The organism is Streptomyces roseus (assembly GCF_001044425.1).
Lineage (GTDB): Bacteria > Actinomycetota > Actinomycetes > Streptomycetales > Streptomycetaceae > Streptomyces > Streptomyces roseus.
Window position 1 is genome coordinate 16,878 of record NZ_LFML01000028.1, and the last position, 12,094, is coordinate 28,971.

Annotated in this window: 9 protein-coding genes and 1 pseudogene; all 10 read right to left on the minus strand. The window is 72.9% G+C overall.

From position 1 onward, the window contains the following. Positions 1-59: 59 nt before the first annotated feature. Complete coding sequence (gene recQ, locus ACS04_RS07125; protein WP_048475677.1) at positions 60-2,069, minus strand: DNA helicase RecQ; 2,010 nt, start codon at positions 2,067-2,069, stop codon at positions 60-62. A gap of 122 nt (positions 2,070-2,191) precedes the next feature. Next, complete coding sequence (locus tag ACS04_RS07130) at positions 2,192-2,704, minus strand: O-acetyl-ADP-ribose deacetylase (protein ID WP_048475678.1); 513 nt, start codon at positions 2,702-2,704, stop codon at positions 2,192-2,194. Then, a complete protein-coding gene (locus tag ACS04_RS07135; RefSeq protein WP_048475679.1) occupies positions 2,704-4,125 on the minus strand; it encodes a phytoene desaturase family protein in 1,422 nt (473 codons plus the stop codon). The genes ACS04_RS07130 and ACS04_RS07135 overlap by 1 nt, the downstream gene beginning before the upstream one ends. A gap of 108 nt (positions 4,126-4,233) precedes the next feature. Further along, positions 4,234-5,058 (minus strand): inositol monophosphatase family protein, encoded by an 825-nt coding sequence (locus ACS04_RS07140; RefSeq protein ID WP_048475680.1) that lies wholly within the window; start codon positions 5,056-5,058, stop codon positions 4,234-4,236. Positions 5,059-5,145: 87 nt separating this feature from the next. Then, positions 5,146-6,645: an NCS1 family nucleobase:cation symporter-1 gene (locus tag ACS04_RS07145; RefSeq protein WP_048475681.1), complete on the minus strand. Its 1,500-nt coding sequence runs from the start codon at positions 6,643-6,645 to the stop codon at positions 5,146-5,148. 35 nt (positions 6,646-6,680) lie between these two features. Further along, on the minus strand, positions 6,681-7,682 hold the full coding sequence (locus ACS04_RS07150; protein ID WP_048475682.1) for a TIGR03842 family LLM class F420-dependent oxidoreductase: 1,002 nt from the start codon (positions 7,680-7,682) through the stop codon (positions 6,681-6,683). A 13-nt stretch (positions 7,683-7,695) separates the two neighbouring features. Beyond that, positions 7,696-9,096: a dihydropyrimidinase gene (hydA, locus tag ACS04_RS07155; protein ID WP_048475683.1), complete on the minus strand. Its 1,401-nt coding sequence runs from the start codon at positions 9,094-9,096 to the stop codon at positions 7,696-7,698. Positions 9,097-9,112: 16 nt separating this feature from the next. Continuing rightward, positions 9,113-10,408, minus strand: a complete 1,296-nt coding sequence (locus tag ACS04_RS07160) for an aspartate aminotransferase family protein (protein WP_245236309.1) — start codon at positions 10,406-10,408, stop codon at positions 9,113-9,115. Next, the gene (locus ACS04_RS07165) at positions 10,405-11,247 is read right to left on the minus strand and encodes a nitrilase-related carbon-nitrogen hydrolase (protein ID WP_048475684.1); all 843 of its coding nucleotides are present in this window, start codon (positions 11,245-11,247) and stop codon (positions 10,405-10,407) included. The genes ACS04_RS07160 and ACS04_RS07165 overlap by 4 nt, the downstream gene beginning before the upstream one ends. Positions 11,248-11,398: 151 nt before the next feature. Further along, positions 11,399-12,094, minus strand: a pseudogene (locus ACS04_RS07170) (hypothetical protein); the annotation flags it as partial.

Consider the following 12,094-nt stretch of genomic DNA (forward strand, 5'->3'; position numbering starts at 1 on the left):
CCCGGTTGCCGCCCGGCACCAAGGCCCGGACGGGGCCTGCTCCGGCCGCGGTCCCCGGCCTACTCCCAGTCGTCCCACGGCGGCTCCGCGTCCTCGAAGTCGAAGGGCGGTTCCTCGTCGGTGTGCGGGGCGGAGGGCGGCGCGGCCGGGGAGACGGGCGCGGGCGATGTGGGCGGGGCCGACGCGGGCGCGGGCGCGGTGGCGCCCGTCTCGGCCAGCGCGGCCAGGATCCCCTCGGCGTACTTGGCCAGCTTCGCCTCGCCGACCCCGCTGATCGTGCCGAGCTCCTCGGCCGTGCCCGGCAGCCGGGTCGCGATCTCCCGCAGGGTCGCGTCGTGGAAGACCACGTACGCCGGCACGCCCTGCTCCTTCGCGGTCGCGCCCCGCCAGGCGCGCAGGGCCTCGAACACCGGCACCGCCGCCTCCGGCAGGTCGACCGGGACCCGCCCGGCCTTCCCGGAACCGGAGCCGGAGCCGGAGGACTTGCGGGCCGCGGGGGCGGGCGCCGTCTCCTTGCGCATCGGCACGCTGCGCCGCCCGCCGAGCACCTCCCCGCTCGCGTCCGTGAGCACCAGCGTCCCGTACTCCCCCTCGACCGCCAGCAGCCCCGAAGCCAGCAACTGCCGCACGACGCTGCGCCATTCGGCGGTGCTCAGGTCCGAGCCGATCCCGAAGACCGACAGGGCGTCGTGGTCGAACTGGATGACCTTGGCCGTCTTCTTGCCCTGGAGGATGTCGATGATCTGCCCGGCGCCGAACTTCTGCCGCCGCTCCTTCGCCAGCCGCCACACCGTGGACATCAGCTTCTGCGCGGCGACCGTGCCGTCCCAGGACTCGGCCGGGGCCAGGCAGGTGTCGCAGTTGCCGCACGGCCCGGCGGCGGCCTGCCCGAAGTACGCGAGCAGCCGCACCCGGCGGCACTCGACCGTCTCGCACAGCGCGAGCATCGCGTCCAGGTGCGCGGCCAGCGAGCGGCGGTGCGTCTCGTCGCCCTCGGAGCCCTCGATCAACTTGCGCTGCTGCACCACGTCCTGGAGGCCGTACGCGAGCCAAGCCGTGGCCGGCTCCCCGTCACGACCGGCGCGGCCGGTCTCCTGGTAGTACCCCTCGACCGACTTCGGCAGGTCCAGGTGCGCGACGAAGCGCACGTCCGGCTTGTCGATGCCCATCCCGAACGCGATCGTGGCCACCACCACGACCCCGTCCTCCCGCAGGAAGCGCGCCTGGTTCGCGGCGCGCGTCCGGGCGTCCATGCCCGCGTGGTAGGCGACCGCGTCGATGCCGTTCTCGACGAGGAGGGCCGCGGTCTTCTCCACGGAGGCCCGCGACAGGCAGTAGACGACTCCGGCGTCCCCGGGGTGCTCGGTGCGGATCAGCTCCAGCAGCTGCCGGGTCGGGTTGTTCTTCGGGGCGATCCGGTACTGGATGTTGGGCCGGTCGAAGCTGGCCACGAAATGGCGGGCCTCGCCCTCCGCCAGGCCCAGCCGGGCCGCGATCTCGGCGTGCGTGGCCTCGGTGGCCGTCGCGGTCAGCGCGATCCGCGGCACCTTGGGCCAGCGCTCGTGCAGCATCGACAGGGCGAGGTAGTCGGGCCGGAAGTCGTGGCCCCACTGGGCGACGCAGTGCGCCTCGTCGATCGCGAAGAGCGAAACGGTGCCCCGGTCGAGCAGCCGCTGGGTGCCCTCGGTGCGCAGCCGCTCCGGGGCCAGGTACAGCAGGTCCAGCTCACCGGCCAGGAAGGCCTGCTCGACGGCCTGGCGCTCGTACGGGTCCTGGGTCGAGTTGAGGAAGCCGGCCCGGACCCCGAGGGCGGTCAGGGCGTCCACCTGGTCCTGCATGAGGGCGATCAGCGGCGAGATCACCACGCCCGTACCGGCTCTGACCAGCGCCGGGATCTGGTAGCAGAGCGATTTGCCGCCGCCCGTGGGCATCAGGACCAGTGCGTCGCCACCGCCGGCCACGTGCTCGATGATCTGCTGCTGCTCGCCGCGGAAGGAGTCGTATCCGAAGACGCGGTGCAGCACCTCCAGGGCATCGGGGGTCTCGGTGGGGGCGTCGACAAGGCTCATCCCAGAAGCCTATCGACCCCCACCGACACCCCTGACCGCATCCGCCGGATCCGGCCCGGGGCGGCCCTGCGCCAAGCCGCCGGATCCGGCCGCCCCGGGCCGGGGCCCGGCGGGGCCGGTCCCTACGCCAGGGCCGCCTCGAAGACCGCGTACGCCTTCTCGTCGAAGAGGACGAAGCGGACTTCCTCCACGGGCGCCGCGGCGCTCGCGCGGACCGTTTCCACCGCGATCCGGGCGCCGTCGTCCACCGGCCAGCCGAAGATGCCGGTCGAGATCGCCGGGAAGGCGACCGTACGGGCCCCCAGCTCGGCCGCGACCCGCAGGGACTCGCGGTAGCAGGAGGCCAGCTGCGCCGAGCGGTCCTCGTCCCGGGACCAGACGGGACCGACCGTGTGGATCACCCACTCCGCGGGGAGCCGGCCGGCCGTCGTGGCCACGGCCAGGCCCGTCGCGAGGCCCTTGCCGTACCGGGAGGCGCGCAGCGCCCGGCAGGCGTCCAGGATCTCGGGGCCGCCGCGCCGGTGGATGGCGCCGTCCACTCCCCCGCCGCCGAGCAGCGAGGAGTTCGCCGCGTTGACGATCGCGTCCGCGTGCTCGGCCGTGATGTCGCCTTGGACGAGGGTGATGCGCACCATCAGGAGGGGGCCCTTCTCAGGTGGCGCCAGACCGCTTTGGCCGCGTTGTGCCCGGACATGCCGTGCACGCCGGGGCCCGGCGGGGTGGCGGAGGAGCAGAGGAAGACGGCCGGGTGGGCCGTCGCGTACGGGAACAGGGAGAGCTTCGGCCGCAGCAGCAGCTGGAGCCCGGAGGCCGCGCCGCAGGCGATGTCGCCGCCGACGTAGTTGGGGTTGCGGGCGGCCAGCTCCGGCGGGCCGGCGGTGGCGCGGGCCAGCACCAGGTCGCGGAAGCCGGGGGCGAAGCGCTCGATCTGCCGCTCGACGGCGTCCGTGAGGTTGCCGCCCCAGCCCGCGGGGACGTGCCCGTACGCCCAGAACACGTGCTTGCCCTCGGGCGCCCGCCCCGGGTCCACCAGGCTGGGCTGGGCGGTGATCAGGAAGGGGGTGCGCGGGGCCCGCCCGCCGGTGGCCAGCTGGAGGGCGGCGTCGATGTCGCGGGCGCGCGGGCCGATCTGTACGGTGCCGGCCCGGCGCGGGGCCTCGGCGGTCCAGGGCACGGGACCGGACAGGGCGTAGTCGACCTTGAAGGCGGCGGCACCGTACTTGTAGCCGTCGTAGGCGCGTCCCAGCCGGGCGATCCGGGCCAGCGCGGTCGGGGAGGTGTCGAAGACGTACGCCCGGGCGGGCGGCAGGTCGTCGAGGCGTTTGATCTCGAAGCCGGTGTGGACGGCGCCGCCGAGGTCGCGCAGGTATCCGGCGAGGGCGTCCGAGACGGACTGCGAGCCGCCGCGCGGCATGGGCCAGCCGCCGGCGTGCGCGGCGAGGGCGAAGACCAGGCCGACGGCGCTCGTGCCGATCCCGCCCAACGGGGCGATGACGTGCGCGACGAGCCCGGCGAACAGCGCCCGCGCCCGCTCCTCGCGGAAGCGGTTCAGCAGCCAGGTGGAGGGCGGCAGTCCGGCGAGCCCGAAGCGGGCGAGGGTGAGCGGGTCCCGGGGCAGCGCGGTCGACGGCAGGGACATGAAGTCCCGTGCCAGGGAGTCCCATTTGCCGAGGAAGGGCGCCACCAGCCGCCGGTAGGTGCCCGCGTCCCGCGGCCCGAGGGAGGCCGCCGTCTCGGAGACGGAGCGGGAGAGCACGGCGGCCGTGCCGTCGTCGAAGGGGTGCGCCATGGGCAGCGGGGGGTGCAGCCACTCCAGCCCGTACCGCGCCAGCGGCATGGTGGAGAACACCGGCGAGCCGATGCCGAGCGGGTGCACGGCCGAGCAGGGGTCGTGCCGGAAGCCCGGGAGGGTGAGCTCCTCGGTGCGGGCCCCGCCGCCGACCGTGTCGGCGGCCTCGAAGACGGCCACCGAGAAGCCGCGCCGGGCCAGCTCGACGGCGGCCGTCAGCCCGTTGGGCCCCGCCCCCACCACGACCGCATCGAGAATCGACGGCACCTTGAGACTCCTTCGTCCGGTGGCGGCTGAGCTCCCAGGATATTCGGCCCGTCCGGCACGGCCCCCGCCCGCGCCGGACGGCGCCCGCCGTGATCCGAGGGGCGCGGGTCAGGCGCCGCGCAGCAGCTCGCGGATCCGTACGGCCGTGGCCTCGTCGCGGCCCACCGCGAACGGCAGCTCGTTGTCGCGGTCGATGCGGAAGGGGACCCCGGCGACGGTGCTCTGCGCGCCGCCCGCCTCGGCGACCAGCAGCAGCCCCGCCGCGTGGTCCCAGGCGGAGGGCCAGGTGAAGGCGAGGCCGTCCATCTCGCCGCGGGCCACCCTCAGGTACTCCAGGCCCGCCGACCCGCAGGGCCGGGCCACGACCCCGGGCACGTCGAGCCGGGCGAGGCGGACCTTGTCCTCGTCGGAGGTGTACAGCGGGTGGGCCATGGCGACGCGCAGGTCGGCGCCGGGCCGCGGCGAACCGCTGCGGATGCGCTCGCCGTTGACGTACGCGCCCTGCCCGCGCACGGCGGTAGCCAGCTCCTCCAGCGCCGGGGCGAAGGTCCAGGAGGCGAGGATCTCGCCGCGGTGGGCCAGCGCCACCAGGGTGCAGAAGGCCGGGTCGCCGCCGACGAACTGCCGGGTGCCGTCGACCGGGTCCACGATCCAGACCGGCGCGTCGGCGCGCAGCGCCCCGTACACGGTGGGGTCGGCGTGGACCGCTTCCTCGCCGACGACGGCGGAGCCGGGCAGCAGGTGCGTCAGCGAGGCCGTCAGGTGCTCCTCGGCCTTGCGGTCGGCGACGGTGACGAGATCGTGCGGACCGCTCTTCTGGTCCACCTCGTGCTCGGCGAGCTGGCGGAACCTCGGCATGATCTCGACCGCCGCCGCCTTGCGGATCGCTTCTTCCACTGCGGACAGGTCTTGGGCCAGGAACTGTTCGATCATGTGCCCATCACACCACGCCCGGCTGACAAACCCCACCGGTCGTCCCGTCCACTGGACGACCTCCGGGTGGACTGCGGGTGGCGCCGGTCAGCGGGCGGGATGCCGGCGGACCATGAGGGCGGTGTAGAGGAGGAAGGAGGAGGCCACGCCGACCGCCCAGCCGTAGTCGGCGAGGGGCCTCAGGAAGGGGATCAGCCCCTCCTCGGGGAAGGGGCCCTGGCCGGGGGCCGAGTGCGAGCCCCCGACGGCCAGGACGCCGCCGACGGCGAACGCGGCCACCGCGTTGACGTTCCAGCCGCCCGTGTACCAGTACGGGCCGCCCTGCCGGTAGAGGTCGGGCAGGGAGAGCCGGGTGCGCCGCACGACCCAGTAGTCGGCGATGAGGACGCCGGCGACCGTGCCGAGGAGGCCTCCGACCAGGCCGAGCCAGGTGTAGATGTACAGCTCGGGGGTGGAGGTCAGCTTCCACGGCATGATCAGGACGCCGACCACGCCCGTGATCAGCGCGCCGCGGCGGAAGTCGATCCGGCGCGGGGCCAGGTTGGCCAGGTCGTACGCCGGGGAGACGACATTGGCCGCGATGTTCACCGAGATCGTCGCCACGAGCACCGTGACCAGGGCGTAGAGCAGCCCGAAGACGCTGTCGGTCTTGGAGACCAGCTCCACGGGGTCCCAGATCGGCGCGCCGTACACGGCTTCCGAACCGGAGGTGACGAACACCGACAGCAGCGCGAACAGGGTCATCGTCGTCGGCAGTCCGAGGGTCTGTCCGAGGATCTGGCTGCGCTGGCCGGCGCCGAAGCGCGTGAAGTCGGGGATGTTGAGGGAGAGGGTGGACCAGAAGGCGATCATTCCCATGAGCGAGGGGAAGAAGACCGGCCAGAAGTCCTGCCCCCAGCCGAGTTTGGACGGCTGGTCGAGCAGCGCGCCGAAGCCGCCCGCCTTGACCCCGATCCACACCAGCAGCGCCAGCGCGCCGACGATGACGAACGGCGCGGCCCAGTTCTCGAAGCGCCGCAGGGCCTCCATCCCCCGGTAGATGATGGCGAGTTCGAGGGCCCAGAAGAGGATGAAGCACAGCCACAGCGGCCAGGGCTGGCCGGCGATCTTCCCCGCGTCCTGCCAGCCTCCGAAGATCTTGCCGAGCAGGACGAAGATCCCGGAGCCGCCGATCCAGGTCTGGATCCCGAACCAGCAGCAGGCCACGGCCGCCCGGATCAGGGCGGCCAGGTTGGCCCCGCGCACCCCGAACGGGGCCCGGGCCAGCACGGGGAACGGGATCCCGTACTTGGGCCCGGCGTGCCCGATGAGCAGCATCGGCACCAGCACGATGAGGTTGGCCAGCGCGATGGTGAAGACGGCCTGCTTCCAGTCCATCCCCAGGGCCACCAGCCCGGAGGCGAGCAGCCAGGAGGGGATGTTGTGCGCCATGCCGACCCACAGGGCCGTGAAGTTGTACGTCGTCCAGCGCCGGGACTCGACCGGTACGGGGAGGAGGTCGGGGTTGGCGAAGCGCCCGTCGGAGGGGACCTCCCCGGGAGCGAGCTCCACGCGGTCCCGGGTGTCGCCGATCGTGTGGTCCGGCATGTACGCGCGCCCCTTCGGGTCGGTGGGGATCTCGGTCAGGCTCTGAGGGCGGGGATGACGTCGGCGCCGTACGCGTCGATGGTCGCTTCCCGGGCGTCGTGCATGTCGTAGAGCGCGAACTGGTCGACGCCGAGGTCGCGCAGGGCCCGGAGCTTGTCGATGTGGGCCCCGGCCGGGCCCAGCAGGCAGAAGCGGTCGACGATCTCGTCGGGGACGAAGTCCGCCGACGGGTTCCCGGCGCGGCCGTGGTGGCTGTAGTCGTAGCCCTGGCGGGCCTTGACGTACTCCGTGAGCTCTTCCGGGACCATCGAGGAGTGCTCGCCGTAGCGGGAGACCAGGTCCGCGACGTGGTTGCCGACCATGCCGCCGAACCAGCGGCACTGGTCGCGGGCGTGGGCCAGGTCCTCGCCCACGTAGGCGGGAGCAGCCACGCAGATGGTGATCGAGGCGGGGTCCCGGCCGGCCTCCGCGGCGGCCTGCCGGACCGCCTTGATCATCCACTCGGTGAGGTAGGGGTCGGCGAGCTGGAGGATGAACCCGTCGGCCTTCTGACCTGCGAGGGCCAGCGCCTTGGGGCCGTAAGCGGCCATCCACACCGGCAGCTTCCCGTCCTTGATCCACGGGATCCGCAGCGGCTTGCCGTCCACCTCGGCCTCCCGGCCCTCGGCCAGGTCGCGGATCACCTCGATGGCCTCGCCCAGGCGGGCCAGGGTGTTGGGGGCGCGGCCGGCGACCCGCATCGCCGAGTCCCCGCGGCCGATCCCGCACACCGTCCGGTTGCCGTACATGTCGTTGAGGGTGGCGAAGGTGGAGGCGGTGACCTCCCAGGTGCGGGTGCCCGGGTTGGTGACCATGGGGCCGACGATCAGCTTCCCGGTGTTGGCGAGGATCTGGCTGTAGATGACGAACGGTTCCTGCCACAGGACCGCCGAGTCGAAGGTCCAGCCGTAGCGGAAGCCGTTGCGCTCGGCGCGCTTCATGAGGCTGATCACCTGGGAGGCGGGCGGGTCGGTCTGGAGGACGAGGCCGAAGTCCATGCGGGGACTCTCCTTACAGGTACTGGCAGGTGGAGCGGTGGACGAAGGCCCCGTGGCCCGCCCGGCCCGTGTACTCGCGGCGGTCGATGACGAGTTCGCCGCGGGAGAGCACGGTGTCGACGCGTCCGGTGATCCGCTTGCCCTCGTACGCCGAGTAGTCCACGTTCATGTGGTGGGTCTCGGCGGAGATGACCTGCTCGGCGTGCGGATCGTAGAGGACGATGTCGGCGTCGGAGCCCGGCGCGATGGTGCCCTTCCGCGGGTAGAGGCCGAACATCCGGGCCGGGCTCGCGCAGGCGATCTCGATCCAGCGGCGGCGGCTGATGTGCCCGTCCAGGACCGCCTGGTGGAGGAGGTCCATCCGGTTCTCCACCCCCGGCAGCCCGTTCGGGATCTTCGAGAAGTCCCCGCGGCCCAGCTCCTTCTGGCCCCGGAAGCAGAAGGGGCAGTGGTCGGTGGAGACCACCTGGAGGTCGTCGGTCCGCAGGCCCCGCCACAGGGCCGCCTGGTGCTCGCGCGGGCGCAGCGGGGTGGAGCAGACGTACTTGGCGCCCTGGAAGTCGGGTTCCGCGAGGTTGTCGGTGGACAGGAACAGGTACTGCGGGCAGGTCTCGCCGAAGACCGGCAGGCCCTTGTCGCGGGCGGCGGCCAGCTCGGCCACCGCCTCGTCCGCCGAGACGTGGACCACGTACAGCGGGGAGCCGGCGACGCGCGCGAGCTGGATCGCCCGGTGGGTGGCCTCGGCTTCGAGGAGGACCTTGCGGACCTCGCCGTGGTGGCGGGGGTCGGTCTCGCCCCGGGCCAGGGCCTGTTCGACGAGGACGTCGATGGCGATGCCGTTCTCGGCGTGCATCATGATCAGCCCGCCGTTGCCGGAGGCCCGCTGCATGGCGCGCAGGATCTGCCCGTCGTCGCTGTAGAACACCCCGGGGTAGGCCATGAACAGCTTGAAGGAGGTGATGCCCTCCCCGACCAGGTGGTCCATCTCCTTCAGGGTCCCCTCGTTGACGTCCGAGAGGATCATGTGGAAGGCGTAGTCGATGGAGCACTTGCCGTCGGCCTTGTCGTACCAGGTGTCGAGTCCCTGGCGCAGGGACTGGCCCCTGCTCTGCACGGCGAAGTCGACGATGGTGGTGGTGCCGCCCCAGGCGGCGGCCCGGGTGCCGGTCTCGAAGGTGTCCGAGGCGGCGGTCCCGCCGAAGGGCAGCTCCATGTGGGTGTGGGCGTCGACCCCGCCGGGGATCACGTACTTCCCGCTCGCGTCGATCGTGCGCTCGGCCGTCCAGGACTCGGCTGCCGCCGAGCCGTGGGCCGCCAGGGCGGCGACGCGGCCGTCCTCGATGAGGACGTCCGCGTGCAGTTCGTCGGCGGCCGTGAGGACGAGACCGCCGCGGATGAGGGTGCGGATGGACATGTGCGGCGCCTCCCGTTCACACGATGCTGTGCAGGGCCCGTTCGAGGATCTCGGCGCCCTCTTCCGCCTCGGCGACGGTGAGGGAGAGCGGCGGCGCGATGCGCAGCACGCTGGTGTCGTGGCCGCCGCCCTTGCCGAGCAGCAGCCCGCCCGCGCGGGCGGCCTCAAGGACGGCGGCGGCCGCGTCCGGGTCGGCCGTGTCGGTGCCGGGCTTGGTCAGCTCCAGGCCGGCCATCAGGCCCCGGCCGCGGACCTCCCGTACGGCGGGCACGGTGGCCGCGATGGCGCGCAGCCGCTCCAGGAGCAGGCCGCCGACACGGCGGGCGTTGCCCTGGAGGTCGTGCTCCAGCAGGTACGCGAGGTTGGCGACGCCGGCCGCCATGGTGACCGGGGAACCGCCGAAGGTGGAGATGGAGTTGGTGTCGATGCAGTTCATCACCTCGGCGCGGGCCACGACCCCGCCGATGGACATGCCGTTGCCGATGCCCTTGGCGAAGGTGAGGATGTCCGGCGGGCCGCTCTGTCCGTGGGCCTGCCAGCCCCAGAAGTGGTCGCCGGTACGGCCCCAGCCGGTCTGCACCTCGTCGCTGATCCAGAGGATGCCGTGGCGGTCCAGGACCTCGCGGAAGGCCCCGTACAGCCCGTCGGGCGGGGCGGTGAACCCGCCGACGCCCTGGACGGGTTCGGCGATGAGGGCGGCGACCCCGCCGCGGGCCTGGCCCAGTACGTCTTCGAGGTCGGCGACGGCGGCAGCGGTGAAGGCGGCGTCGTCGAGGTGCGCGAAGGGTCCGCGGGTGCGGACGGCGCCGTGGACGTAGTACGTCTGGAGCGGCGAGAGGCTGGTCGGGGACCAGCCGCGGTTGCCGGTGATGGAGACGGTCGAGAAGGACCGGCCGTGGTAGCTGTTGCGCATCGCCAGGATCTGGTTGGAGCGGCGGTACGCGGTCGCCAGCAGCAGGGCGGTGTCGTTGGCCTCGGTGCCGGAGGTGGTGAAGAAGACCCGGGCGTCGGGGATGCCGGACAGGGCGGCGACCCGCTCGGCGAGCTCGATCATCGGGCGGTTGAGGTACAGGGTGGAGGAGTGGATGAGCCGGCCGGCCTGTTCGGCGACGGCCTTGGTGACCTCGGGCAGGGCGTGGGCGGTCATCGTGGTGAGGATGCCGCCGAAGAAGTCGAGGTAGCGGTTGCCGTCGGCGTCCCAGACGTGGCGGCCCTCGCCGTGCGTCAGCTCGATGGGGCGGTCGTAGTAGAGCGCGAGCCAGTCGGGCAGTACGGCCTGGTGGCGGCTGTGCAGGGGGATCGGGTTGGTCACGGCTGAACGAGCCCTCCGTAGGCGTCGGGGCGGCGGTCGCGGTAGAAGGCCCACTGGTCGCGGACCTGCTTGATCAGGTCGAAGTCGAGGTCCCTGACGAGGAGTTCCTCGTCCTTTCCGCTGGCGACCTCCCCGACGAACTGGCCGCGGGGGTCGACGAAGTAGCTGGTGCCGTAGAAGTCGTTGTCGCCGTACTCCTCCTGGCCGACGCGGTTGATCGCGGCGACGAAGTACTCGTTGGCGACGGCCGCGGCGGGCTGTTCCAGCTGCCAGAGGTAGGAGGACAGGCCGCGGTGGGTGGCGGAGGGGTTGTAGACGAGCTGGGCCCCGGCCAGGCCCAGGGCGCGCCAGCCCTCGGGGAAGTGGCGGTCGTAGCAGATGTAGACGCCGACCCGGCCGACGGCGGTGTCGAAGACGGGCCAGCCGAGATTGCCCGGGCGGAAGTAGTACTTCTCCCAGAAGCCCTTGACCTGGGGGATGTGGTGTTTGCGGTACTTGCCGAGGTAGCTGCCGTCGGCGTCGATGACGGCGGCGGTGTTGTAGTAGAAGCCCTCGGATTCGAGCTCGAAGACCGGGACGACGATGACCATGCCGGTCTCGCGGGCGAGCGCCCGCATCCGCTGGACGGTGGGGCCGTCGGGGACGGCCTCGGCCCAGCGGTAGTGCTCGGGTTCCTGGACCTGGCAGAAGTAGGGGGCGTTGAAGACCTCTTGGAAGCCGATGATCTGCGCGCCATCGGCAGCGGCCCGCCGGGCGTGCTCCTCGTGCTTGGCGATCATCGACTCGGTGTCTCCGGTCCAGGTGGCCTGGACGAGTGCGGCGCGTACGACTTGGGCCATGAGCTGCTCCTCGCGACGGGAACGCCGAGTTCTACGCACGTAGACGGTGTGCGTAGGGAGTAGAACGTAGGCCTCGTCACACCGTGGGGCAAGACCGCCGTGCGCGGTTGGGTGAGTCGATCAAGTTATGGCAGCGGATGGTCGTATCCGCTCATCGGACGGGCGGTTTCGCAACCCGCAGGGCGTGTGCGAGGTCACGGTGGTGCGCGGCCGAGAGGGCTCCCGCGGCCCGGAGCAGCCGGGGCGTGAACCACTGCGGATCGCGGCGGGCCAGGCGGACCGCCTCCTCGGCGGTGCGGACCTTGACGAACGCGCCGAGCAGGGCATCGGCCTCGCGGGTCCGGCCGGTGCCGGCCAGGGCCAGGGCGGCTTCGGCGATCTCGGCGGCGGGCCGGGCCGCGCCCTGGCGCAGCAGGGTCTCGCAGTCGGCGTGCCGGCCGGCTTCGCCGAGGGCGGCGGCGACCGCGGCGAGGCGCTCGGGCGGAAGCGAGGCCGCCTCCCAGAGCAGCGTGGCCCAGTCCGCCCCGAGCCCTGCCCGGACCAGCTCGTCGGCGAGGCCGGGCAGCCGCTCGGCGGGCCAGGCGGCCGCCTCGCAGAGAAGTACGTGGGCCTCCCCGCCGCGGCCCCGGGCCCGCAGCCCGATCAACTCCCCGATCACCGCGGCGATCCCACTCGGTTCCGGCCCGGCGGCAGCGGGTGCCGGCGCGGCGGGTACGGGTGCCGGTACGGCGGGAGCGGGTGCCGGTGCGACGGGTACGGCGGGAGTGGGCGGGGCGGGAGCGGCGGCAGCGGGTGCGGCGGCCCGCGCGCCGGGCTCCGGGGCGGCGGAGCGCGTTCGCGGCTCCGG